21 protein-coding genes are annotated in these 24,820 nt (G+C 49.5%); all 21 read left to right on the top strand.

Going from position 1 to position 24,820, the window contains the following annotated elements; genetic code table 11:
- Positions 1 to 4: 4 nt before the first annotated feature.
- The 21 genes from wzc (at position 5) to ACFQW4_RS13755 (ending at position 24,690) form a co-directional block, all read left to right on the top strand.
- Positions 5 to 2,182 carry a tyrosine-protein kinase Wzc gene (wzc, locus tag ACFQW4_RS13655; protein ID WP_192411528.1) on the top strand — a complete coding sequence of 726 codons (2,178 nt, stop codon included), beginning with the start codon at positions 5 to 7 and terminating at the stop codon, positions 2,180 to 2,182.
- 181 nt (positions 2,183 to 2,363) lie between these two features.
- Entirely contained in the window at positions 2,364 to 3,500 is a 1,137-nt protein-coding gene (locus tag ACFQW4_RS13660; RefSeq protein WP_217548638.1) for an EpsG family protein, read from the top strand.
- 15 nt (positions 3,501 to 3,515) lie between these two features.
- The gene (locus ACFQW4_RS13665) at positions 3,516 to 4,238 is read left to right on the top strand and encodes an SGNH/GDSL hydrolase family protein (protein ID WP_377725808.1); all 723 of its coding nucleotides are present in this window, start codon (positions 3,516 to 3,518) and stop codon (positions 4,236 to 4,238) included.
- A 24-nt stretch (positions 4,239 to 4,262) separates the two neighbouring features.
- A complete protein-coding gene (locus ACFQW4_RS13670; protein WP_110866650.1) occupies positions 4,263 to 5,441 on the top strand; it encodes an acyltransferase in 1,179 nt (392 codons plus the stop codon).
- A 74-nt stretch (positions 5,442 to 5,515) separates the two neighbouring features.
- Positions 5,516 to 6,433, top strand: coding sequence for a glycosyltransferase family 2 protein (locus tag ACFQW4_RS13675; protein ID WP_101763367.1), 918 nt, complete (start codon positions 5,516 to 5,518; stop codon positions 6,431 to 6,433).
- Positions 6,434 to 6,506: 73 nt separating this feature from the next.
- On the top strand, positions 6,507 to 7,259 hold the full coding sequence (locus ACFQW4_RS13680) for a glycosyltransferase family 2 protein (protein WP_210081884.1): 753 nt from the start codon (positions 6,507 to 6,509) through the stop codon (positions 7,257 to 7,259).
- Between the two features lie 50 nt (positions 7,260 to 7,309).
- Complete coding sequence (locus ACFQW4_RS13685; RefSeq protein ID WP_101763369.1) at positions 7,310 to 8,344, top strand: glycosyltransferase; 1,035 nt, start codon at positions 7,310 to 7,312, stop codon at positions 8,342 to 8,344.
- 57 nt (positions 8,345 to 8,401) lie between these two features.
- On the top strand, positions 8,402 to 10,612 hold the full coding sequence (locus ACFQW4_RS13690; RefSeq protein ID WP_110866652.1) for a phage tailspike protein: 2,211 nt from the start codon (positions 8,402 to 8,404) through the stop codon (positions 10,610 to 10,612).
- Positions 10,613 to 10,844: 232 nt separating this feature from the next.
- Positions 10,845 to 12,107, top strand: coding sequence for a colanic acid biosynthesis pyruvyl transferase WcaK (wcaK, locus tag ACFQW4_RS13695; protein WP_101763371.1), 1,263 nt, complete (start codon positions 10,845 to 10,847; stop codon positions 12,105 to 12,107).
- A 4-nt stretch (positions 12,108 to 12,111) separates the two neighbouring features.
- The gene (locus tag ACFQW4_RS13700) at positions 12,112 to 13,335 is read left to right on the top strand and encodes a glycosyltransferase (protein ID WP_101763424.1); all 1,224 of its coding nucleotides are present in this window, start codon (positions 12,112 to 12,114) and stop codon (positions 13,333 to 13,335) included.
- Complete coding sequence (locus ACFQW4_RS13705; RefSeq protein WP_008104858.1) at positions 13,332 to 14,672, top strand: MOP flippase family protein; 1,341 nt, start codon at positions 13,332 to 13,334, stop codon at positions 14,670 to 14,672. Before ACFQW4_RS13700 ends, ACFQW4_RS13705 begins: the two co-directional genes overlap by 4 nt.
- Positions 14,673 to 14,998: 326 nt before the next feature.
- The gene (galF, locus tag ACFQW4_RS13710) at positions 14,999 to 15,892 is read left to right on the top strand and encodes a UTP--glucose-1-phosphate uridylyltransferase GalF (RefSeq protein ID WP_101763372.1); all 894 of its coding nucleotides are present in this window, start codon (positions 14,999 to 15,001) and stop codon (positions 15,890 to 15,892) included.
- A gap of 48 nt (positions 15,893 to 15,940) precedes the next feature.
- Positions 15,941 to 16,954, top strand: a complete 1,014-nt coding sequence (gene galE, locus ACFQW4_RS13715; RefSeq protein WP_377725812.1) for a UDP-glucose 4-epimerase GalE — start codon at positions 15,941 to 15,943, stop codon at positions 16,952 to 16,954.
- A gap of 418 nt (positions 16,955 to 17,372) precedes the next feature.
- On the top strand, positions 17,373 to 18,452 hold the full coding sequence (rfbB, locus tag ACFQW4_RS13720; protein WP_377725814.1) for a dTDP-glucose 4,6-dehydratase: 1,080 nt from the start codon (positions 17,373 to 17,375) through the stop codon (positions 18,450 to 18,452).
- Complete coding sequence (rfbD, locus tag ACFQW4_RS13725) at positions 18,452 to 19,339, top strand: dTDP-4-dehydrorhamnose reductase (RefSeq protein WP_110866654.1); 888 nt, start codon at positions 18,452 to 18,454, stop codon at positions 19,337 to 19,339. The genes rfbB and rfbD overlap by 1 nt, the downstream gene beginning before the upstream one ends.
- A 39-nt stretch (positions 19,340 to 19,378) precedes the next feature.
- Positions 19,379 to 20,260 carry a glucose-1-phosphate thymidylyltransferase RfbA gene (gene rfbA / locus ACFQW4_RS13730; RefSeq protein ID WP_101763425.1) on the top strand — a complete coding sequence of 294 codons (882 nt, stop codon included), beginning with the start codon at positions 19,379 to 19,381 and terminating at the stop codon, positions 20,258 to 20,260.
- Positions 20,260 to 20,808, top strand: coding sequence for a dTDP-4-dehydrorhamnose 3,5-epimerase (gene rfbC / locus ACFQW4_RS13735; RefSeq protein WP_192411534.1), 549 nt, complete (start codon positions 20,260 to 20,262; stop codon positions 20,806 to 20,808). The genes rfbA and rfbC overlap by 1 nt, the downstream gene beginning before the upstream one ends.
- A gap of 85 nt (positions 20,809 to 20,893) precedes the next feature.
- The gene (locus tag ACFQW4_RS13740) at positions 20,894 to 21,799 is read left to right on the top strand and encodes a glycosyltransferase family 2 protein (protein ID WP_158238611.1); all 906 of its coding nucleotides are present in this window, start codon (positions 20,894 to 20,896) and stop codon (positions 21,797 to 21,799) included.
- A gap of 17 nt (positions 21,800 to 21,816) precedes the next feature.
- Positions 21,817 to 23,112, top strand: coding sequence for a rhamnan synthesis F family protein (locus tag ACFQW4_RS13745; RefSeq protein WP_110866656.1), 1,296 nt, complete (start codon positions 21,817 to 21,819; stop codon positions 23,110 to 23,112).
- The gene (locus tag ACFQW4_RS13750; protein ID WP_101763379.1) at positions 23,112 to 23,912 is read left to right on the top strand and encodes an ABC transporter permease; all 801 of its coding nucleotides are present in this window, start codon (positions 23,112 to 23,114) and stop codon (positions 23,910 to 23,912) included. The genes ACFQW4_RS13745 and ACFQW4_RS13750 overlap by 1 nt, the downstream gene beginning before the upstream one ends.
- 4 nt (positions 23,913 to 23,916) lie before the next feature.
- Complete coding sequence (locus ACFQW4_RS13755) at positions 23,917 to 24,690, top strand: ABC transporter ATP-binding protein (RefSeq protein ID WP_101763380.1); 774 nt, start codon at positions 23,917 to 23,919, stop codon at positions 24,688 to 24,690.
- Positions 24,691 to 24,820 lie beyond the last annotated feature (130 nt).

Raw genomic sequence — 24,820 nt, forward strand, 5'->3', positions numbered from 1 at the left:
ATCCATGAATATCAAAAACAAGGTTATGACCGCGCCAAAGGAAGATTCGAATGGATGGGATCTGGCGCATCTTGTGGGACAGCTGATTGATCATCGCTGGATCATTGTTGCCGTTACCGCCTTCTTCATGCTGGTAGCCACGCTCTACACACTGTTTGCTACACCAATCTACAGCGCGGATGCGTTAGTCCAGGTTGAACAGAAGAATGCCAGCTCAGTACTGAATGAGTTAGACAGCATTCTGCCGCCAACGCCGGCGTCCGATACCGAGATTCAGATTCTGGAATCGCGCATGGTTATCGGTAAAACCGTTGACGATCTGGGTCTGGACACCGTTGTCACCCAGAACTATTTCCCGGTAATTGGTAAAGGTCTGTCGCGTTTGATGGGTAACAAGCCATCAACCGTCGCCATCTCCCGCCTGGAAATTCCACGCACCATCGATAAACGTACCGTTGAACTGGAAGTGACCGGTCCAGACTCGTATACCGTGTCAGCGGACGGTGATGAGCTGTTCAAAGGTAAAGTCGGTCAGCTGGAAACGCACGGTGAAGTGACCATGCTGGTAAGCGGCATCAATGCCGATGAAGGCACCAGCTTCAGCGTTACCAAACTGAACGAGCTGCAGGCGATTAACTCCGTACTGGCCAACCTGACCGTTGCGGATAAAGGCAAAGACACGGGCGTGCTGGGTCTGGAGTATCTGGGTGAAGATCCAGAGCAGATCAGCAAAGTGCTGAACCAAATCGTCAATAACTACCTGCTGCAGAACGTTGAACGTAAATCTGAGCAAGCGGAAAAGAGCCTGGAATTCCTGCGCAACCAGCTGCCGCAAGTGCGTGGCAAACTGGATGATGCCGAAGACAAGCTGAATACCTTCCGTCGCCAGAACGAGTCGGTTGACCTGTCGCTGGAAGCGAAATCGGCGCTGGATTCTTCTGTCAGCGTGCAGAGCCAGTTGAACGAACTGACCTTCCGTGAAGCCGAAGTGTCTCAGCTGTTTACTAAAGATCATCCAACCTACCGCGCCTTGCTGGAAAAACGCAAAACGCTGGAAGGTGAGCAGGCGCAGCTGAATAAAAAGATTTCTCAGATGCCACAGACGCAGCAAGAGATCTTGCGTCTGACGCGTGATGTGCAGTCTGGTCAGGAAATCTACATGCAGTTGCTGAACCGTCAGCAAGAGCTGGGTATCAGTAAAGCCAGCACCGTGGGTGATGTACGCATCATCGATGGCGCAGCAACCGGCAACAGCCCGGTGGCACCGAAGAAACTGCTGATCATCGCGGCGAGCGTGATTCTGGGTCTGATGGTTTCTGTTGGTCTGGTGCTGCTGAAAGCGCTGCTGCATCACGGCATCGAAAATCCAGAGCAGCTGGAAGAGCTGGGCATGAACGTCTATGCCAGCGTACCGCTGTCAGAATGGCAACGTAAGAAAGATACCGAAGCACTGGCGCGTCGTGGCAACAAGGTGAAAACCGATCCCCACGAAACGCTGCTGGCGCTGGGCAATCCAACTGATCTGTCAATCGAAGCGATTCGTAGCCTGCGTACCAGCCTACACTTCGCGATGATGGAAGCGAAAAACAACATCCTGATGATCACCGGCGCCAGCCCAGGTATTGGTAAAACCTTTATCTGTGCCAACCTGGCAACGCTGGTCGCCAAAGCGGGCCAACGTGTGCTGTTCATCGATGGTGATATGCGTCGCGGTTACACCCACGAACTGCTGTCAGCCGATAACAAATCCGGTCTGTCTAACGTGTTGTCAGGCAAAACCGAGTTCAGCCCGGCGCTGATTCAGAAAGGCCCGTACGGTTTTGACTTCCTGCCACGCGGTCAGGTGCCACCAAACCCATCTGAACTGCTGATGCATCGTCGCATGGGTGAGCTGCTGGATTGGGCGAGCAAGAACTACGACCTGGTGTTGATTGATACGCCTCCGATTCTGGCGGTCACCGATGCGTCCATCATCGGTAAGCTGGCCGGTACGTCGCTGATGGTGGCGCGTTTCGAAACCAACACGCCGAAAGAACTGGATGTCAGCTTCAAACGCTTTGCCCAGAACGGTATTGAGATTAAAGGTGTGATCCTCAACGCCGTGGTGCGTAAAGCCGCCAACTCTTATGGTTACGGTTACGACTATTACGACTACGAGTATGGCAAACCGACCAAAAGTTAATTTGCCCGTCATTCACAGTTAATGATGAGGGTAATCCGGTGAAGAAAGGGGCGGGTTGACCGCCCCTTTTGATCGCACCGTTTGAATGACGACACGCAACGATTTACACAGGTGATTCTCTCTATAACGCCATTAAAAGCCACCGCTGGCACGAGAACTTGTGGAATTAAGGAATCACACCATGGCTCCATATTGGTATTTATCAGGGTTTTTGCTGTTGCTTGCGCTGGTCGAAATCCTGTTGAAGAAAGACGAACGCACCACCCATATTCTGACTTACCTGCTGTGCATCGCCACGGTCACGCTGATTATTTTTGCCGGTATTCGCGGTCTCGGTACCGGGATGGACGACTATCAATATCGCAGCTTCTTTGCCGACTTCGTCCGCCGTATTGAGGTCAACGGTTTTGCCAACACCGTCGCCTTCTTCCGTTATGAACCGCTGATTTTTGCTATCGCGTGGATCACCAGCCTGTTTTCACACAATGCCAGCGTGTTCCTGTTTGTGTTCAGTATTCTGGCAGTTTCAACCAACGCCATCTTCTTCAAAAAGATGTCACCGTATCCGGTGTTGGCATTGGCGCTTTACTCGGCGCATATCTTTATCAACAAAGACGTAAACCAGATTCGTTTTGGCCTGAGCTCGGCGCTGTTCCTTGGCGTGATCTGGACTATCTACCTCAAGCAATACTGGTGGGCGTTTGCCTTCTTTATTCTGTCCTTCCTCAGCCACAACACCGCAGTAATGGTGGTGACGATCATTCCGTTCCTGTTTATTCGGGAATCGCGCTGGTGGCCGGTGGCCATCATCCTGTTCAGTGTGCCACTTTCGGTGGTGGGCGGGACCGGCTTTATTGCCTTGATCGCCGGACATCTGGGATCGATGGGCGAAAGGGCCGCAGGCTACAGTAACGAAGCCTCGAATGCCGGTGACGGCAGCGTGGTGTCAGTGTCCAACCTGAAAAACATCATGCTGGTGTTTATCTTTGTCTACTTCATGCTGAGCAACCAGCTCAAGCGTGAACAGTACGACGTGTGGAAGCTGAACTACCTGTTGATTCTCACTTTTGCCATCGGCGGCGGTATCAGGATCTTCTTCTACAACTACTCATCGGGTGCGCGCCTGTCGAACTACCTGCTGCAGGTCGAACCGATTATTTTGACGTCGCTAATCTTCCAGTCAAAACGCGTACTGAAACCCGCGATGTTTGCGATGTTCGCTTTCTTCCTTGTTTATTACCTCTACTACAACACGATCTCACTGAAGCAGGCCGTTGTGGGCTATGAAGTTGCTCGTGAATTCAAATTGTTTCATTAACCGATGAGAGGAAATATGCGGAAGACTTTACTGGCAGTTCTGATCACCTCTGCGCCGTTTCTGGCGCAGGCAGAGGATCATCCCGGCACCTTTATCATCGCCGCCTACGGTGACTCCACCACCGCCGGCGTTACCGCGTCGGGCAATCGCAATATCCTCAGTAAAAATAATGAGGTGAGTTTTTTGCAGCAGATGTTGCGTGAGAAATACGGCAACAACATTGAGGTGAAGAACCACGGCATGCCGGGCGCACAGGTTTCGGTGCTGGTGTACAACAAAGACAATACGCCGATGGATTGGTCAGAACGCATGGCGAAATCCGATGCCAACATGATTCTGATTAACTATGCGATCAACGATGCGCGCATCAACTTCTTCAAAGACAAAGGCGAGCGCATTGAAACGCCGCAAGAGTATAAGCGCATCATCACCGAGCTGGTCAAAGGCGCGAAGGCGAATAACAAGCTGGTGGTGTTACAGGAACCGAATCCCATTTGTGGCAAAGCCGAGCGCTGGAACGTCTGGCCGTATGTTTATCAGTTAAATGAAGTGGCTAAAGAGCAGCAGGTGCCAATTGTGAAGCAGTACAGCGTCATCAAGCAGAACCGTGACTGGCAATCTGAGATGTCGCCTGATTGCATTCACCCGAACGAGATGCTTTATAAGCAGAAAGCAGAAAGAACCTTCAACGTCTTAAGCAGCACTTTCGATAGCGTTTTGTCGCGGCACAGCAGCTAACCCAACTCAGATTCAGGAGCTGACATGTATGTATTAATCATGGTGCTGTCATTTTGTCTGGCGCTAATCATTCTGCGAGTATTCTCCTTCCACAAAGGCGTGTACAACAGTAGCGGTATCAAAAGTATCTCTGGTATGCGCGCGCTGCTGGCCAGCATCGTGGCGTTCTCACACTTCGCGCACTACATCTATTCGCTGGATGGTCAGTGGGTGTTCGATAAAGACTATTTTGCCTGGTTCTCCGAAGGCAACTTCTTCGTTAACTCCGGTAAATTCGGTGTACTGCTGTTCTTCATGATCTCCGCCTTCCTGTTCTATCGCTGGCTGGATAATGAAACCCTGACGCCAGGGCAGCTGACGCACAAGCTGCTGAAGTCGCGTATCCGCCGTATCGTCCCGATGTTCTGGTTCTCCGGTTTTGTCATCATCGCGGTAGGCGTGGTGCAGGGCGATCTCACTTATAGCCTCACGGCAGTAAAAGATGCTGTGCTGTGGTTGCTGTTTATTGGCAGCTACCGCATGGGTGATTTCCTGACGGCTGATGTCAACGCCGGTGTGGAATGGACGCTGCGCCTCGAATGGTTGCTGTACCTGTCGATTCCGCTGATCTACGTGCTCAACCGCGCCACCAAAGGTAAATACAAAACGCTGCTGATTCTCGGCTCGATCGGCGTGATTTTCTGCGTGGCGGTTGGCCTGCGTCTGTGGGGCAAAACCTATACCGATCCGCGTCCGGTGCTGGGCTTCGCCATGGGTTATCTGGCGTATAAGTATCGCGACATGTTTGCGCACTACAAAACCTCCAGCCTGGCCGGCTTTGCGGTGATTGTGCTGTCGCTGTTCTCGCTGTCGTTCACCAGCAACACCTTCTGGTATCTGATTTTCCTCTGCTGCCTGACGGTAATCTTCTTTATTGTCAGCAGCGGCAACGCGGTGTTTGGCATTCTGGAAAACAAAACCCTGATGTCGATTGGTGAGGTGAGTTACAGCCTGTATCTGATTCACGGTGTGGTGCTCTATTTCATCAAGCAGATCCCGGAAACGCTCTATCCGCATTCGTTCCTGTTCTACACCTTGCTTTCAACGTTGTTCTTTGTCGCCTCCTTCTATGTGGCGAAATTGACGTATCTGTTTGTCGAGAAACCGTTTATCGGCAGTAGCAACAAGAAGAAAGTGGCGATGAAGACCTCGCCGACAAATTAGGACATCACCCATTATTCTTTTGAGCCCACAAGTTATATCATTGATTTTGTAACTTTTTTAATGAGGTGCTGGCAATGCAGGAGATTCGCTTCTCAATTGTTATTCCCGCGTATAACGCGTCGAAATCGATTGTCACGACGCTAGATTGCGTCAAAGCGCAAACCTATCGCAATTTTGAAGTCATTATTGTTGATGACAAATCGGCCGATGCGGCTGAACTGGCGCAGGTGGTACGCAGCGAACGTTATCAGGATCTGGCTATCAAACTGGAGCTGTCTGAGGTCAAACTCAACGGCGCTGGCGCCCGTAACAAAGGTATTGAGCTGGCAACCGGCGACTTTATCAGCTTCCTCGATGCCGACGATGAGTGGCATCCGGACAAGTTATTGGTGGCGAGTGAAACCATCGCCAAACTGGAAGCGCAGGGCAAATCGCGCTACGTCATCTTTAGTCAGGTGAACATCCATCAGGATGGCAGCTTCCTCAAGGTGATGCCGATGCAACCGCCCGGCAAAAACGAAACCGTGGCCGAGTATCTGTTTGGCTGTTACGGCTTTATTCAAACCAGCACCATTGTGCTGAAGCGTGAAGATGCGGCGCAGATCCAGTTTGATGCGCGCTATATTCGCCATCAGGATTATGACTTCTGCATCCGCGCTGACCGCATGGGTTATGCCTTCGTGATGATCGATAAGCCGCTGGCAACCTACCATCTGGTGACCAAATTTGGTTCCAAGCACAAAGGCGAATCGGTCAAATACTCCTTCTTCTGGCTCGATACCATGAAGCCGCATCTGACCACGCGTGACATCCATACTTACAAGGCGTTCAAGCTGCCGCTGCGCTACAAGATGGATGGTAAATCGCTGCAGGCCAGCCTCAGCTTTGCACGCTACTTCTTCCTCACCAACCGTGACAATCGCGCCTACTTCATGAATCGCCTGCTCGATAAGGTGAAGTCGCGCTTCTCGGGCAGAAGAGCCGTCTCCTGATTCACTTTTAAACACTTTCACTTGCTCCCTACACGGGGGCAATTTTTTGGTTCCTGAAACTCCGGGTAGACAAATGACAAATCATGTTGGCACCGTCGGTATTGTGATGCCGATGTATAACGCGCGAAATACCGTTCTGCGCGCGGTTGAGTCGATCATCAACCAGACCTACAGCGACTGGCATCTTTACCTGATCAACGACAAATCCACCGATGATTCACTCGCCTTGGTGCGTGAACATTGTCAGGACGCGCGTATCACCATTCTCGACAACGAGGTCAATCAGGGCGCAGCCGAAACCCGTAACGTGGGGCTGCGCGCGGCGAAAGAAGCGATCATCGCGTTTCTCGACAGCGATGACGAATGGCACCGCGAAAAACTGGCCGAACAGACGGCCGCGATCGCCGCCGGCGACGATTTCGTGATCACGCATTATCACTACAAAACCAAAACCGCTGACCACGATATCAACTACAGCAAACCCTACCTGCAGCAGGAAAACTTCGTGAAGAAGCAATATCGCGTTTGCTTCTCCTCGGTGTGTTTCCGCCGTCCTCCGCAGGGCATCTTCTTCCAGCGCAAAGGCCACGAAGACTTCCTGTTCCTCTATGAGTTGTTCCTCCGCTACAAACAAGCCCGCGTGATCCAGAAAACCCTGGTCAACTATTACGAGTTGGGCGATTCACTGTCGCGCAACAAAAATAAAGCGGCGAAGTGGCACCTCGAATTATTAAGAATTATCTATAAAAACAATCCGTTAAAAGTATATTACTATTATACATGGTACATGGTGAACGGGGTTCTTTTTGCCTTAAAACACCGCTAAGCGCAACGGTGATTTAGCTGCTTATATATTTTTGAGGTGGAAAGGATTGTATGAAAAAGATCGTTTTGGTGATTAAAGATGCCTACTCGTATGCGGGCACGGAAAACATCTGCAACTTTATGTCTGAATGCCTCGGCGAGCAGCATGAAGTCACCATTTACTCGCTGGAAGGCCATGGCAAAACCTTTTATCCGTTCGAACGGGTGAAAAAAATTGTCAGCTTTGAAGGCCACAGCAACCCAATTAAAAGCGCCGTTAGCAGCATTCATCAGGAAGGCTTCGACAGCGTATTCCTGATCAGCATGGGCCGCCTGAGCGTGATGTTCGCCTTCTGGAATCTGATGGCGCTGAAGAAGAAGCGCTTCAAGGCGTATGCCTGCGAACACATCGCGATTAACTCGTTCAGCAAGCCGATTAAGCTGCTGAAGTGGCTGATGCTGCGCTATTACGACCAGGTGATCGTCCTGACCGACAAAGATCATCAGGTGTTTAACCGCTGGAATATTGCCAGCCAGCAAATCCCCAATCCGGTGGTGTACAAAGCGTTTCAACGTCAAACGCGCAGCCGTCAGGCGCTGGCGGTGGGACGTCTTGATAACCAGAAAGGCTTCGACCTGCTGCTGGATATCTGGGCCGACTTCAGCAAGAAACATCCCGAGTGGAAACTGGTGATTGCCGGTGACGGCGAACTGCGCCAGCAGCTACACGATCAGGCTGCGGCGTTAGGTATCACTAATAGCGTTAACTTTGTCGGCAAAGTCAGCAACATCAACGATTACTACCGCGAAAGCGACATGGCGCTGATGACGTCGCGCTATGAAGGCTTGCCGCTGGTGCTGCTGGAAGCCAAATCCTGGTCGCTGCCGGTGGTGGCGTACGATTGCCCAACCGGGCCGCAGGAGATCATCAACCACGGTGAAGATGGCTTCCTGGTGCCGATGAATGACAAAACCACCTTTATCAAGCGGATGGAGCAGCTCGCCAGTGATGATGGCCTGTTCTACGCCATGAGTGAAAAAACCAAAGAAACCGCGCTCAAGTTTGACGGTAATCAGATCAAGCAGAGCTGGCTCGCCCTTGTTTAGCGACAATTATCGTGCCTCGGGAATCCTTTTTGGCCGCACAACCACGGGAATTGAAGCATGAAAAGAAGAGAAGTCTTGCAGGCCGCAGCCTCCTCGATTGTTACTGCGCTCTCAGTGAGTGCGTTTTCCAGCTACGCCGCAAAAAGTGGTCAGCCAACGTTAAAATCCGTCGATCCTGCCAGCGTACCGGCAGGCGATGTGCCGATTCTGACGCCAGAAAACGTCTATACCATGCCGCCGCAATTCTGGCAGAACTTCGAGGGCAAACTGTGGATCGGTAAAGCGGGCAGCGATGCCAGCCAGGCCGGCAATCAGATCCCGGTGTTTCTGCGCGATGCCAATGGCAAAGTGTCACAAATCAGCCAGCCGATTGCGTTGAACAAGGGCAACTTCGCCCAGTTCATTCACGACAATGCGGCGTTGATCGCCAATCCCGCGCACTCAATGGTGGTGGAGGACGATCAGGGCCACACGCTGTTCTCCATTAGCGATGTCTCGCGCCCCAATCAAAGCAACTTCAGCCAGCGTCTGGCGCAGCCGAACGGCTACCAGCTGATTGGTGAAATACCATCGGTGGAAGAGCTGCGCAAAACCCGTCCGCTGTTTGCCGGTGCCAAAATCAAGCTGAAAAGCTGGCACGAAGGGCTGGAAGTGGGCGGCGGCGAGTTCGTCGGCACCTTCGGCGATGGCAAAGATGATGGCGGCGTGAACTTCAGCGGCAACGGTTTTACCTGGCGTCGCGTGGTGGAAGATTTTAATCGCCTGACGCTGTTTGATTTCGGTGCTATTGCCGACGGCAAAACCGACACTGCACCGGCGATCAAAGCCATGTATCAATGGTCGATTGATGCCAGCCAGCAGATTTGCGTGCAATTCCCGGCTGGCACCTTCTTTGTCTCTGAATGTGATTTCGGTGACGAAGGACGTCGCTTCTTCCGCATTTCCGGCGCGATGGTCAACTTCGGTTATTTCCCGGCGACCACGCTGGTTTCCGACGGTCGCTCCGAATTCCTGTTCCAGGTGAATGCGCGCTGGACGGAAATCTCCAACCTGAATTTCAACGGCAACACCGACAAGCGTCCGAACAAGCAGGGTTTGTTCCGCAACACCTGTCCGGGCGGCCAGTTCTTCCGTGGCGCCTGCTTGCGCTTCAATCAGGTGGGCGGCGTTTCGCTTAGCCTGCTGGATACGCTGGATTGCAAAATCGATCAGTGGTACGCCAACGCCTGTACCGGCGATGTGATTAAAGCCAGCTGGTCGGGGCAAAAGGCCGGTGCCTGGGATCACAGCACCGCGATTGAGCTCTCCAACTTCAACGCCCAGCACTGTAAAGGCGGCATGGTGTTGAATCTGCCGCGCTGCAGCCAGTCCATCATTCATAACGGCTGGATTGAGCACAGCGATTTCCCTGGCGACATCTCGAACGGCCAGTGGATTGTCGATGCGCTGAGCATTGAGGATTGTAAGAACCCGCTCAATGCGCGTAACTCGCGCCTTAATATGCGCCAGACCAATCTGCAGTCGGGCAGCTGGATTGATAACTCGCTGGAAGGCGAGCGCTGGCTGAACATCTGGGAAATGGGCTCAACGCGCGTTGAATCTTACGGCGTCGCCATTGATGGCAGTCTGAAATACAACTACATCACCTCGCGCTTCCGCCTGACCAACAACAGCGATCAGCAAACCTGGTTTGAACTCGGCAACTTCTACTCGCCAACGGTGGGCGATAGCTGGGAGATCGAGGTATTTGGTCAGTCACAGTTTAATAACGGTACTGCCAATCAGCCGCTGATGGATGTCATCGACGGTAAAGGCACTGGCGGACGCGCGGTGATTCATCTGCAGCGCAAGAAAAACAAAGCGGAAGCCAGCTGGTCAGCGGAAGGTAGCTCGCCGGTGGTGGAGGTACGTTTCGAACCGCGCACCGATACCGACACCAAAGTGTTCGTGAAGTTAGCGGGCTGGACGCCGACCACCGCTGTGCTGATCAAAAGCACCGCCAAGGATCGCTTCCTGACCGGTCGCTGCGCGCGCGTTGACGCCGTGATGGACAAAGGCGCGCCGGGCAGCGCAGCGCAACAGGCCCCGCAGCGTTTTAGCCTGCACAACGGCAAAGCCGGCGTCGGCGGTAACGAGCAGGGCGATCTGCTGCTGGCCTCGCGCGCGCTGAAGCCGGAACAGGTGGATACGCGCGAACCTAAAGGTTTCATCTCGGTGGTGATCAATGGCGAGCAGGTGGCTATGCCTTATTTCGCCGTTAAATCGTAACGCACACTAATCGTAGCGGCGCAATTCATTGCGCAATGCCAATGTCAGGTACGCGCGATGAATCGCGCCGCTACGGAATGTGCATAGTTTGTAAGCAGTACTGAATAGAAATGCAATTAGCACCACTTTTTTGGGGTTTACTCCCATTGCAGTCCTTTGAATCAGAGTTCACTTTGCCAGTGCAGCTATTGGCGGCTTGTAAAAATTACAAAAATTTTTCCGGAGTTTTTTTATGAAGATTTTATTGGTAGGAAACCATACCTGTGGAAATCGTGGGGATGGCGCGATTTTACGTGGGCTGATTGATTCACTGAAATCCGCGCGTGCGGATTTGGATATCGATGTGATCAGCCGTTATCCAACAAGCTCTGGCTATTTACTGCAGCAGGATATCCAGCAGGATTCCCTGTTCCTGCACAACAGCAAATCGGGCAAAGGGTTAGTGGGCAGCCTGAAACGCAAAGTGGCGAACCGCTTGATGCCGGACATCATGATGGCGCACCTTGGTAAAGGCGGCGTATACAAATCCTTCTCGGTGCCACCGCATCTGGCGGCGTTCACCCAAAGCCTTGCGCAGTACGACGCGATTATTCAGGTTGGCGGCTCGTTCTTCGTCGATCTCTACGGCGTGACCCAATTCGACCACGCGCTTTGTGCGCTGATGGCGAAAAAGCCGCTGCATATGGTCGGTCACTCGGTCGGTCCGTTCGAGAACCCGCGCGTTAATGCGCTGGCGAACTTTGTCTTTGATCGCGTTGACAGCCTGGTGCTGCGCGAAGAGGTGAGCTACGACCGCCTGAAGCAGGATGGCGTTACCACCAGCAAAGTGAAGAAGGGCGTTGATACCGCGTTCCTGGTTGAAGCGCGTGAAGTGGCTAATCCAAGCCATAACCTGCTGCACTGGCAGGCGATTATCAGCGCACGCAAAACCATTGCGATTACCGTGCGTGAACTGGCGCCGTTCGACAAACGTCTCGGCGTCACGCAGAAAGAGTATGAAGCTGCCTTTGGCCGCGTGATTAACGCGATGATTGCCGAAGGTTATCAGGTGGTTGCCTTCTCTACCTGTACCGGTATTGATAGCTACGCCAAAGATGACCGCATGGTGGCGCTGACGTTGCGCGATCATGTCGAGCATCCCGAGCATTACCATGTCATCATGGACGAGTTCAACGACCTCGAACTCGGCATCCTCCTCAGCCATTGTCATCTGACCATTGGTACCCGCCTGCACTCCGCCATCATCTCCATGAACTTTGGTACGCCAGCCGTGGCCATCAACTACGAGCACAAGTCGCTCGGCGTGATGAAACAGCTTGGCCTGCCGCAGATGGCCACCGATGTGCAGAGCCTGATGGACGGTTCGCTCATCGATAAAGTGCAGACGGTGCTGGCCGACTACGACAACGTGAAACACAAAGTTGATACCGCGGTGGCGCAGGAGCGTGAGATTGGTAACCGCATTACAGCAGAAATTCTCAACGTCCTGGGGTGAAGTGATGAAGCTGACCTTTTTCACCATGCGTTTTCCTGTTGCCTCTGAGACCTTCGTGCTCAATCAGGTGACGCATTTCATCGACGCAGGCTACGACGTGGAGATTATCTCCGTGTTTCCGGGCGATATGATTAATCGCCATGCCGCGTTCGATGACTACAATTTGGCAGCGAAAACCCACTATTTACTGCCGGAAGAGAAAGTATCCAACCTTGATAAGCTGACGCAGCGTATCGGGTTGATACTGCCGAAAATCACCAAAGGTGCACTGCTGAAGTCGCTGAATGTGCGTCGCTACGGCGCACAGGCCAGCAAACTGCTGCTGCCGGCGATTGTCGCCAACACCAGGCAGCCTTACACCGCCGATGTGTTTCTGGTGCACTTCGGCTATGCCGGCGCGCTGGCTAACAAGCTGCGCGAACTCGGCGTGCTGAAAGGCAAGCAGGCGACGGTGTTCCACGGCGCAGATATTTCGCGTCGTCACATCCTGGAAGAGCACAAGCTCGACTACGTCAACCTGTTCAAACAGAGCGAACTGATGCTGCCTATCAGCCACTTGTGGGAGAACAAGCTGATTGAGATGGGTTGTCCGCGCGCCAAGGTGCACGTCACGCGTATGGGCATCGAGCCGGAGAAGTTTAACTTCCGTCCGCGCGAGGCGTTCCATCAACCGCTGCGCATCGTCTCAGTGGCGCGTCTGACCGAGAAGAAAGGGTTGGATGTGGCGGTGAAAGCCAGCGAAATCCTGCGCAATAACGGCGGCCAGTTCCAGTTCACCATCATTGGTAACGGCGAACAGGATGGCATGATGCGCGAGCACATCGCGCGCGCTGGATTGCAGGATTACGTCACCATGCCGGGCTTCAAGCCGCAGGATGAAATTCGTCAGGCGCTGAATGAGGCGGACATCTTCCTGCTGCCGTCTAAAACCGCCGCAGATGGCGATATGGAAGGCATTCCGGTGGCGCTGATGGAAGCGATGGCGGTTGGCTTGCCGGTGGTGTCGACCTATCACAGCGGCATTCCTGAATTGATTGAGAATGACGTCAGCGGATGGCTGGTGGCCGAAAACGATCCTGATGAGCTGGCAGCGACCTTGCTGCGTCTGTCGCGTGGCGATGTGGATGTGGCACCGGTGGTCGCCGCCGCGCGGCAGAAAGTCGAAACTGAGTTCAATCAGCACATCGCTTACGGTGAGCTGGCGAAAATTCTGGAGCGCATGGTGTGAGCGGATTAAAAAAACAGGCCGTTTGGCTGTTTGGTAGTACCTGTTTTGCCGCATTGCTTCAGGTGTTACAGCTCGCCGTGCTGGCGCGCAAACTGGAAACGCACGAGCTGGGTTTACTGGCGATCATCAATGCGATTCTGGCGGTGGCGACCGTGCTGCAGGATATGGGCATGAGCAGCTATATCGTGCATCGCCAGGATATTAATCGCCGCGAGCAGAGCACCATTTACTGGGTGAACGTGTCGCTCAGTTTCTGCACCGGCTTAATTATGCTGGCGATTGCCTATCCGGTGGCGTGGTTCTATCACTTGCCGGAGCTGGTGGGCCTGATCATGCTCACCAGCCTCAACTTCCTGGTATTGGGACATCTGTCGCAGTATCAGGCGCACTATGTGAAAACCAAACGCATGGTGACGCTGGCGAAGATTGAGATGGCCACCAAGCTGTTCGCGTTCCTGTGTACCGTCGCGATGCTGTATTACACCTCGCTTACCGTGGCGGCGGCGATTCTTGGTCTGTTCATCAACGCCTTCACGCGCATTCTCTGCATGATCTACTTCGGCGAGAAATCGTGGCGACCGACCTGGGAGTTCGACGGCAAAACCTTCGTCAGCGCCGTGCGTTATGGCGTGTATCAGCTCGGTTCGCAGACCATCAATCAGCTGCGTACCCAGGCCGATGCGCTGATCGTCGGTAAAGTGATGGGTGCGGAGATGCTGGGGATTTACTCGCTGGCAAAAGAGCTGATTCTGCAACCGCTGAAGCTGGTTTCGCCGGTGATTAACCGCCTGGCATTGCCGCGCTTCGCTGAGAAGCAGCACGATCCAGAGCAGCTGAAAAAGCTGTTCCTGAAAGGCACCTTCGTCATCATGCTGTTCAGTAGCGCGATGTATCTGGCGATTGGCATTCTTTCCCCAGTCATTGTGCGCGTGCTGTACGGCGCTTCACATGAGCAGGTCTACCATCTGATTCCGCTGATGCTGCTGTTTGGCATGCTGCGCCCGATGGGCGGCTTAACCGGCGCGATTTCGCAGGCCAACGGCCGCACCAATGTTGAGTTTTACTGGAACATTGTGGCGAGCTTAGTGGTGGTTGCGGTGCTGGCGACAACCTACATCTGGCCAAACGTGCTGTATGTGGCGCTGACGCTGTCGATCTCGCAGGTGCTGATTTCGGCCTTTGCCCATCCGTTCTTCATCAAGCCGGTGATTGGCATCCGCTTTATGCCGTATGCGCGTCAGTGGGTTTCGGTGTCGGTGGTGTTTGTTGCGCTGATGATGCTGGTAAACCACTTCAACCTGTTCGTGATGCCGGAATGGTTTGAGGGCTGGCTGTAGTCATCTACATCCAACCCGCGTGATGAATCTCGCCGCTACAGATGACTCAATGTTTACACGGTCCGTAGCGGCGCAATTTATGGCGCATTATCGACACAGCTTCCAGTCATTCTCTGATCTCGTCATCACAAATCCTTTCACGATTTTTCAGCGGTTTAGCGCATCGGTTTCCCATAGGAACTTCGGCGTTTTTACCGGCCAAATTGGCGATTTTTGATGGTGTGACAGAGAGTTAGTGCCGGTTTTTCAGATAAAGATTATACTTGCTCGACCGGCCGATCCTGCATAATCGACCCCACGTATTCACTTCATGAAATGGAATAAATATGACCAAGCTTAAAGCAGTAATCCCCGTTGCGGGTCTCGGTATGCATATGCTTCCTGCGACGAAAGCCATTCCGAAAGAGATGCTGCCAATTGTCGACAAACCAATGATTCAATACATTGTTGACGAATGCGTCGCGGCTGGCATCAAGGAGATTGTGCTGGTCACCCATGCTTCCAAAAATGCAGTGGAAAACCACTTCGATACCACTTACGAGCTGGAAGCGCTGCTAGAAGCGCGCGTTAAACGTCAGCTGCTGAGCGAAGTACAGTCAATCTGTCCGCCGGGCGTGACCATCATGAACGTGCGTCAGGCCAACCCGTTAGGCCTGGGCCACTCTGTGCTGTGCGCGCGTCCAATGATTGGCGACAACCCATTTGTGGTGGTGCTGCCAGACGTGCTGCTGGATGACTCCACCGCTGACCACCTGCGTTATAACCTCGCATCGATGGTTGCTCGCTTCGAAGATACCGGCCACAGCCAGGTGCTGGCGAAACACATGCCGGGCGAAGATCTTACTGAATATGGCGTGCTGACTACCGAAGAGCCGATTGATAACCCAGGCGATATCAGCACCATCACCAGCTTTGTTGAGAAGCCAGAAGCGGGTTCTACCGACTCTGACCTGACCGCAGTTGGCCGTTATGTGCTCTCTGCGGATATCTGGGAAGAGCTGGAGCGCACTGAGCCTGGCGCATGGGGCCGCATTCAGCTGACCGATGCTATCGCCTCTCTGAGCAAGAAGAAGCCAGTTGATGTGCAGCTGCTGACCGGTACCAGCTACGACTGCGGTCGTAAACTCGGTTATATGCAGGCATTCGTCTCTTACGGCTTGCGTAACAACGATCAGGGCCGCGATTTCCGCGAATCTATTCAGAAAATCCTGGCGAAATAAGCTTTCTCATTCTCTACCGCGCCTTTAGCGCGGTTTAAAGGAGTACACATGGCTATTTTGGTAACGGGCGGAGCGGGTTACATCGGCTCCCATACGGTGCTGGCGCTGTTAGAGCGCGGCGACGACGTTGTGGTCCTGGATAACCTTTGCAATGCTTCCCGCGAAGCCATCAACCGCGTGGAAAAGCTCTCAGGCAAAAAAGCGGTGTTCGTCGAAGGCGATATCCGCGATCGCGCCTGCCTGCGTGACCTGTTTGCCACTAACGATATCAGCGCTGTGATTCACTTCGCTGCACTAAAAGCCGTTGGTGAATCCACGCGCATGCCGCTGGAATATTACGAAAACAACGTGGCTGGCACCGTGGTGCTGCTGGAAGAGATGCGCGCGGCTGGCGTGTGGAACTTCATCTTCAGCTCATCTGCGACCGTTTATGGCGCAGATGCACCGGTTCCTTACGTGGAAACCACGCCAATCGGCGGCACCACCAGCCCATACGGTACCTCGAAGTTGATGATCGAATTCGTGATGCGCGACTTCGCTAAAGCCGATCAGAACTTCAAGGCCATCGCACTGCGTTACTTCAACCCGGTTGGCGCGCATGAATCTGGTGAAATCGGTGAAGACCCAACCGGCATTCCTAATAACCTGCTGCCGTACATCGCGCAGGTGGCGATTGGCCGTCTGGAGAAGCTGGGCGTGTTTGGCGATGATTACGACACGCCAGATGGCACCGCACAGCGCGACTACATTCACGTTGTCGACCTGGCAGAAGGGCACCTTAAAGCGCTGGACCACTTAGCCAAAGTTGAAGGCTATAAAGCTTACAACCTCGGCGGCGGCGTGGGCTTCTCCGTGCTGGAGATGATCAAGGCGTTTGAGAAAGCGTCCGGTAAGCCGATTCCGTTCGAGTTTAAACCACGCCGTGACGGCGATTTGCCAGCGTTCTGGGCAGATGCCACGCTGGCGAACAACGAACTGGACTGGCGCGTGACGCGCGGGATCGATGCCATGATGCGTGATACGTGGAACTGGCAGTCGAAGAATCCGAATGGATTTGAGTAACATTACAGCGGGCCCAACGCCCGCATTTTTAACACCTCGTCTGAAAATCACTTCTAAGCTTTCATCAAAATCTGATTGAGTTGAATTATTGACTCAGCAAACATCACCTCCGACCCAAAGCGGTCAATACTTAAACTAACACCCCGGTAAAATCTGTAATTTGTTCGTCATTGAACTTTACGAGTGGTAGAATTCTTAGCTGCTTACCGTTAAACCCTATTTATCGGTTTCGGTAATAAAGAATAGAGTTAACAGCAAGATAGCAGCATTAAAGCCGGTGCGCTTTTAATTAAATTTTGCCTTAAACATCAGCTATGTGGGAGCTGCAACCCAAGGGCGGTAGCGTGGCTGAATGACACAGTAGAATAATTCCAATTGGTATAAGCCTCACTGAGCGAGTCAGGAAAAACGGGACGTTATGAAAATCTTAATTACAGGTGGTGCAGGATTTATCGGTTCGGCAGTAGTTCGTCATATTATCAACCATACCAATGATGAAGTGATTAACGTCGATAAATTGACCTATGCTGGCAACCTTGAATCACTGAAAGCTGAAAGCCAAAACGCGCGTTATAACTTCAGAAAAGTTGATATTTGTGATGGTGTAGCTTTACTGAACGTATTCAACGAATTTCAGCCTGATGCGGTAATGCATCTGGCAGCAGAGAGCCATGTTGATCGCTCTATTACTGGACCATCAGAATTCGTTCAGACGAATGTCGTCGGAACCTATGCGTTACTGGAAGCAAGCCGCCAATATTGGGCTGCATTGGACGCTGATAAAAAACAGGTTTTTCGTTTCCACCATATCTCTACAGATGAAGTGTATGGCGACTTACCTCATCCTGATGAAACATCAGGTGAGCTTCCATTGTTCACTGAAGAAACCCCGTACGCACCAAGCAGCCCATACTCTTCTACCAAAGCCGCAAGCGACCATCTGGTTCGCGCATGGGGCCGCACCTACGGCTTGCCGATCGTTGTGACCAACTGTTCCAACAACTACGGCCCTTACCATTTCCCGGAAAAACTCATCCCGCTTATCATCAGCAATGCGCTGGAAGGAAAACCGCTGCCAATTTATGGTAAAGGTGACCAAATTCGCGATTGGCTGTATGTAGAAGATCATGCTCGTGCGCTTTATACCGTAGTGACGCAGGCGAAAACTGGCACCACTTACAACATCGGCGGCCATAACGAGAAGCAAAATCTCGAAGTGGTGCACAAGGTATGTGAACTGCTGGATGAGCTGCGTCCGAAAGAGACTTCATACGCTCAGCAAATTACCTATGTTGCAGATCGTCCGGGCCACGATCGTCGCTACGCGATTGACGCTTCGAAAATTGAACGCGATCTCGGATGGAAACCGCAGGAAAGCTTTGAGTCCGGCTTACGTAAAACCGTGCAGTGGTATCTCGACAACCAACAGTGGGTTGAGCATGTTAAAAGCGGGGCGTATCAAAACTGGATTGAGCAAAACTACGAGAAGCGTAGCTAATGAAAATTTTGCTATTAGGTAAAAATGGGCAGGTTGGTTGGGAACTGCAGCGTGCTTTGGCACCGTTGGGTGAGATCATTGCTTTAGATCGTCATTCAACAGATTACTGCGGCGATTTAACTGATCCTACCGGCATCGAAAAAACGGTACGGGATATTAAGCCTAACGTGATTGTGAATGCCGCGGCTTATACGGCTGTCGATAAAGCTGAAAGCGATTTGCACAATGCTGAGTTGATCAACGCAACCAGCGTAAAAGCATTGGCCTGCGCGGCGCGTGATGTCGGGGCGTTACTGGTTCACTACTCAACGGATTATGTTTTTGATGGCAGCGGCGAGCGTCCCTGGAACGAAGACGATGCGACTGCACCACTGAATGCTTATGGCAAGACTAAGCGTCAGGGTGAAGAAGCGATCATCGCCAATGCACCACACTATTTAATTTTGCGCACCAGTTGGGTCTATGCCGCCAAAGGCAATAACTTCGCTAAAACGATGATTCGTTTGGCGCAGGAACGAGAAGCCCTATCTGTCATCAACGATCAATTCGGTGCGCCAACCGGCGCAGAATTGATTGCGGACAGTACCGCGCATGCAATCAAAGCGACTCTGGCTAATCCTGAAAAATCGGGCATTTATAATCTTATCGCTTCAGGCGTGACAACCTGGCACGCCTATGCCGAGTTCGTGATTAATTGTGTCCGTGAAAAAGGTCTAGAGCTGAAAGTAAAAGCGGTGAACACCGTTGAAACTGCAGCTTTCCCTACGCCAGCAAAACGCCCATCTAATTCAAGGCTCAATACCAGCAAGTTCACCAGCGCTTTTGAATTAACGCTTCCGGAATGGAAGGTTGGTGTAAAACGTATGCTGGATGAACTTTATAATTAAGCAGTATTGAGACAGATTACTAAATTAAAGGATAACGTTGTGAATAGTAAAAAAGGAATCATCCTTGCTGGCGGTTCAGGAACACGCCTTTATCCAGTGACGATGGCCGTCAGTAAGCAGCTATTGCCAATTTACGATAAGCCAATGATTTACTATCCGCTCAGCACTCTGATGTTAGCGGGCATTCGTGACATTTTAATTATCAGCACGCCGCAGGATACGCCGCGTTTTGAAAGCCTGCTTGGCGACGGTTCCCAATGGGGCTTAAACATTCAGTACAAAGTGCAGGAAAGTCCAGACGGTTTGGCGCAAGCTTTCATTTTGGGTGAAGAGTTCATCGGTAACGATAACTGCGCGTTAATTCTAGGCGATAACATTTTTTATGGTCACGATTTACACAAGCAGCTCGAAGAAGCCTCAAGTAAAAAAAGTGGTGCGACAGTATTCGCTTATCATGTTCACGATCCAGAACGTTATGGTGTTGTTGAGTTTGATGAAACTGGGAAAGCTGTTTCACTAGTAGAGAAGCCTACTGAACCTAAAAGTAGCTATGCGGTAACGGGCTTATATTTCTATGACAATAGCGTTGTTGAATTGGCTAAAAATCTTAAGCCTTCACCACGTGGTGAGTTAGAAATTACTGATATTAATAACTTGTATTTAGAAAAGGGTGAATTGTCAGTGTCCATTATGGGGCGCGGTCACGCCTGGTTAGATACAGGGACTCACCAGAGCCTGATTGAAGCGAATAACTTTATACAAACCATCGAAACCCGTCAGGGCCTTAAAGTTGCATGCCCGGAAGAAATTGCGTTCCGTATGGGCTTTATTGATGCTGAAAAATTGAAAGAGCTGGCGCAACCGCTGCTGAAAAATGATTACGGCAAATACCTGATGGCGCTCTATAACGGAAAGCTCTAATGAAGATTATTGATACTGATATTCCTGATGTGAAAATCATTGAGCCAGCCGTTTTTGGTGATGAAAGAGGTTTCTTTATGGAAACCTGGCAACAGAAGAAATTTGAAGAGCTGGTGTGTCCACGGACCTTTGTACAGGATAACCATTCAAAATCTTCAAAGGGTATTTTGCGTGGTTTACATTATCAAACCACAAATACACAAGGTAAACTCGTCAGAGTTGTCTCTGGTGAAGTGTATGATGTCGCAGTTGATATGAGAAAGTCCTCACCAACTTTTGGAAAATGGGTTGGTGTATACCTGTCAGCTGATAATAAGCGTCAGCTGTGGGTTCCAGAAGGCTTTGCTCATGGTTTTTATGTTACATCTGAAAGTGCTGAATTTGTTTATAAATGTACTGATTATTATAATCCTAAAAATGAACATTCATTACTTTGGAACGATTCAGTTCTCAATATCACTTGGCCAATCGATGCAAATGAAACCCCCGCGCTTTCTGCTAAAGATAAAGACGGAACGCCATTTGCACAAGCAGTGACATTTGATTGATTCCCGAAACTAAGGATGAGGATTAACTCATCCTTTTTTTATATAGCTGATGATGATGAGCGATAAAGGAAAAATAAGTATCCTGATGGGTACTTATAATGGTGAAAAATATTTAGAAAAGCAACTGCGTTCCATTGCTTCTCAAACTTATACTAATTGGACGCTCATTGTTTCTGATGATGGTTCAACAGATAGCACCTGTGAAATCATTACCCGCTTTGCCAAAGAATTTTCTGAAGGCAGAGTTATCCTGTTTCAGGGGCCAGGTAAAGGATTTGCTGCGAATTTCTACAACCTGCTTAATAGAAAAGATATTGATTCGCCGTTCTATGCCTTCTGTGATCAGGATGACATTTGGTGTAACAATAAGCTGGAAGAGGCTATTAATCAGTTAACAACAAATGATTTCTCTACTGACAACTATGCTTTATATGGCTCCCGCACAAAGCTAATTGATTCTGACGAAGTTAATATTGGTTATTCACCCTGTTTTCTCAAAGAATTTACTTTTAGTAATGCACTTTTGCAAAGTTATGCGGGCGGCAACACGATGGTTTTTAGTCGTGGACTAAAAACGGTGTTTGAGACATTCCCTGCCAACCTTCCGATTGTTTCTCATGACTGGATTTTGTATATCATATGCAGTGCAATGAATGGAACAGTAATCTACGATCGGGAACCAAAGATTCTCTACCGCCAGCATGGGCAGAATTTAGTGGGCAGCAACACGGGTATTTTGTCTAAGCTCACAAGATTTAATCGTTTGTTTGCAGGTGAATTTAAATGCTGGAGCGAAAAAAATTGTATGGCGCTTGAGTGTTTGAAAGACAGAATGCCGGCTGACAACAGACGTGATTACGAAAGATTTAGTGCTTTGAATGGAAGTCTTTTGAAACGAATTACTAACTTTATTAAGGGTGGATTTTATAGACAAAGCTTCATTGAAACATGTGCTTTCTTTATCATGAATCTCTTTAGGAAATTAGTTTAACCATCGACGGTGTTAATATGAAAAGAATTATTTTTATGATTATCAGGTTTTTCCTGAAAATTGTAATTTATCTATATTATGGCGTACTATCAATTCGCGATGATATTAAGACAAAAAAATATACGAATATTAAAGTCAAGAATGACTTCACGGGTGGCAAGGTTATGCTGCTTGCGCTCTATGAGAAATCATCGCTTAGAAATGATACACTTGAGCTGTTAAAAGAAGCGAAGCGCAATAATGTATTTGTTATTGCCGTTAATACCTTAAGGTTAGAAGAACAAAATTACCCTTCTGAGTTAACCGATGTTTATATAGAGCGTGATAATTACGGGCGTGATTTCGGCAGCTATAAAGCAGGGATGAAATATTTCTACGATGCAGGTTTTGAAGAAAAATGTGAACGGTTACTTATCATCAATGACAGTGTGTTTTTCTCAAAGAAAGGCTTGCCTGAATTTGTTAAAAATTTATTTGATACTAACGTTGAAGTAATCGGTGCTACAGAAAACAGTCAGCACTCTCATCACCTTGGCTCATTCTGTATTTCAGTAGCAGGAAAAATAACTAAGAATGAAAAATTCAAAAGTTTTTGGTTAAACTATAAGTCATCGAACGTTAGACCTTTAGTAATAAAAAGAGGTGAGTTCGGTTTAAGTAAGCTTCTTAAATCACTGGTTAATTCAGAGCAAAATTTCAAGTCTCTTTTCAATGTCTCGTTCATGGAGAAAAAGCTTAGCAGTGATGAGGTTTTCTATGAGAATTACTATTACTATCGTCGTGAAGGTGTCAGTGCCTGGACAAATAAATCCATTACCGGCTTAATCGCAAGTGATGAAGTCTTATCATCTTATTATAATAAATACATTCTCTCTAATAAGAGAACTGAAAAGTTGGTATTTGCAAGTGACAATGTTGTGGAATACAACTCTGTTGATAAAGAATATTCAACACTAAGCTCAAGCAAGGTTGATTACTTAGAAGCAGTGAATTTCTTCAGAAATTACTCGCACAAAGAAGCATTGCTAAACAGCCAGTTCAAACAAAGATTGATATCTTTGTATCTGGATGAATTTACGATGGGGTCGCAAATCCACGTTAATTGCCTCGCATTGCATAATTGTGGTTTACCTATAATTAAGCTTGATTTGATGTTCCGCTGCGTTTGTAGCATGAATGATATTATCAAGTTAAGAGATCAGCTTGATGAATCTCAAAGGGAAGAGTTTATGACACTTATCTTGGCTCGTCTGTGCGGTGATAAGTTCCTTGTCGGATTAAATCGTCTGGCGTACCAATTTGGAATTTTGTAATGTCGAATAAGCAAAAATCAGTAGGGTGGGATGACTTCACCTCTGCGTTAAGAAACTTTCACGTTGTAAAAGTGATGGGTGGTCAGGACATTAAGATGCGATACAAACGGTCCAAGATGGGGCCGTTTTGGATCACAATTAGTATGGCAGTTATGATCACGACCATGGGATTAGTTTTTGGTAATCTTTTCAAAACCAATGTCAAAGAGTTTTTGCCCTATCTAACTCTTGGTTTGATAACATGGAGTTTTATCCAAAGCTCCATCTCAGAAGGTTGTGATGCCCTGATATCTTCAGAAGGGATTATTAAGCAGTTACCTGTTCCATTACACGTTCACGTGATGCGTGTAATTTGGAAAAACTTCATCATCTTCCTGCACAATATCGTTATATTCCCTCTGGTTCTGATTGCAGTGCAGAAAAGTGTAGACTGGACTGTTTTCCTGGTGATACCTGGTTTTATCCTGCTGATTTTGAATTTAACCTGGGCATTAATGATTCTTTCGATGATTTGTGCGCGCTTCCGTGATATGACACAAATTGTGTTAAGTATTATGCAGGTTATTTTCTATCTGACCCCAGTAATTTGGATGCCGAAACTTCTCTCACACAGTGCTGCCGCAGCATTACTCACCTTTAACCCTCTTTATCATTTGATTGACTTGGTAAGAGGTCCATTATTAGGTGAGATCCCAATGATGAGCAGTTACATCATTGCTGGCGTTATGGCAGTAGTCGGTTTGGCTCTATCGATTGCGATGACGAGCAAATATAAATACCGCGTTCCTTATTGGGTGTAATGTAATGGCTATTATTAAATTTGAAAACGTGGGTATTGATTTCCCAATATTCAACGCCCAGGCAAGATCGATTAAAAAGAACTTTATCAATTTTGCTACCGGTGGAAAGGTTGGTCAGCACGATGGTAAAGTTGTGGTTTCGGCCCTTAATAATCTTAACTTCGAAATCAAAGATGGCGAGCGAGTCGGGCTAATTGGCCATAATGGTGCGGGTAAAACAACGCTGCTAAGGATGTTTAGTAAAGTCTATCATCCAACCAGCGGCAGCGCTAAGATTGAAGGCGACATTGGTTCGTTAATTTCTATTTCATTAGGGATCAATCAGGAATTTACGGGAAGAGAAAATATCTATATTCGCGGTGCCTTATTAGGATTGCGGAAAAAAGAAATCGATACGCGAATTGAAGAGATCATTGAATTCACCGATCTGGGTGACTTCATTGACATGCCTGTTCGTACTTACTCGTCTGGTATGCAGATGCGTTTAGGGTTTAGTGTTAGTACTATTTTTACTCCCGAAATCCTCCTTATGGATGAATGGCTATCTGTAGGCGACGAAGGCTTTAAAGAAAAAGCTGAAACTCGATTAACCAATATTATTAATGCAACGAAGATATTGATTCTTGCAAGCCATAGTAACGAATTGTTAAGAAAAACCTGTACAAGAATTCTTTGGCTCGAGCACGGCACGGTAAAAATGGACGGTACTCCAGAGGAAGTGTTGCCGTTATATTTCAAGTCAAATATCAAAAAAGGTGATTTGTTAACCAATACATAATCATCCACATTTCTTGTGTGTTTTATCATCGCACCATTCACTACCTTTATTGGTGATAGATGAGTTAACATATTTGCCACTTCAATCACAAACTTGTGTTTGTGACGGTAACTTCAGACAGGAGTAGATA

It is taken from the genome of Pantoea sp. GCM10028869, assembly GCF_042666835.1.
GTDB classification, from domain to species: domain Bacteria; phylum Pseudomonadota; class Gammaproteobacteria; order Enterobacterales; family Enterobacteriaceae; genus Pantoea; species Pantoea leporis.

Coding starts and splice junctions, on each gene's coding strand:
- ACFQW4_RS13740 (WP_158238611.1), top strand. CDS start 20,894: ATGGGTACTTATAATGGTGAAAAATATTTAGAAAAGCAACTGCGTTCC.
- wcaK (WP_101763371.1), top strand. CDS start 10,845: ATGAAGATTTTATTGGTAGGAAACCATACCTGTGGAAATCGTGGGGAT.
- galE (WP_377725812.1), top strand. CDS start 15,941: ATGGCTATTTTGGTAACGGGCGGAGCGGGTTACATCGGCTCCCATACG.
- ACFQW4_RS13675 (WP_101763367.1), top strand. CDS start 5,516: ATGCAGGAGATTCGCTTCTCAATTGTTATTCCCGCGTATAACGCGTCG.
- ACFQW4_RS13690 (WP_110866652.1), top strand. CDS start 8,402: ATGAAAAGAAGAGAAGTCTTGCAGGCCGCAGCCTCCTCGATTGTTACT.
- rfbC (WP_192411534.1), top strand. CDS start 20,260: ATGAAGATTATTGATACTGATATTCCTGATGTGAAAATCATTGAGCCA.
- rfbD (WP_110866654.1), top strand. CDS start 18,452: ATGAAAATTTTGCTATTAGGTAAAAATGGGCAGGTTGGTTGGGAACTG.
- ACFQW4_RS13700 (WP_101763424.1), top strand. CDS start 12,112: ATGAAGCTGACCTTTTTCACCATGCGTTTTCCTGTTGCCTCTGAGACC.
- ACFQW4_RS13670 (WP_110866650.1), top strand. CDS start 4,263: ATGTATGTATTAATCATGGTGCTGTCATTTTGTCTGGCGCTAATCATT.
- ACFQW4_RS13750 (WP_101763379.1), top strand. CDS start 23,112: ATGTCGAATAAGCAAAAATCAGTAGGGTGGGATGACTTCACCTCTGCG.
- ACFQW4_RS13745 (WP_110866656.1), top strand. CDS start 21,817: ATGAAAAGAATTATTTTTATGATTATCAGGTTTTTCCTGAAAATTGTA.
- rfbB (WP_377725814.1), top strand. CDS start 17,373: ATGAAAATCTTAATTACAGGTGGTGCAGGATTTATCGGTTCGGCAGTA.
- galF (WP_101763372.1), top strand. CDS start 14,999: ATGACCAAGCTTAAAGCAGTAATCCCCGTTGCGGGTCTCGGTATGCAT.
- ACFQW4_RS13685 (WP_101763369.1), top strand. CDS start 7,310: ATGAAAAAGATCGTTTTGGTGATTAAAGATGCCTACTCGTATGCGGGC.
- ACFQW4_RS13755 (WP_101763380.1), top strand. CDS start 23,917: ATGGCTATTATTAAATTTGAAAACGTGGGTATTGATTTCCCAATATTC.
- ACFQW4_RS13660 (WP_217548638.1), top strand. CDS start 2,364: ATGGCTCCATATTGGTATTTATCAGGGTTTTTGCTGTTGCTTGCGCTG.
- wzc (WP_192411528.1), top strand. CDS start 5: ATGAATATCAAAAACAAGGTTATGACCGCGCCAAAGGAAGATTCGAAT.
- ACFQW4_RS13680 (WP_210081884.1), top strand. CDS start 6,507: ATGACAAATCATGTTGGCACCGTCGGTATTGTGATGCCGATGTATAAC.
- ACFQW4_RS13665 (WP_377725808.1), top strand. CDS start 3,516: ATGCGGAAGACTTTACTGGCAGTTCTGATCACCTCTGCGCCGTTTCTG.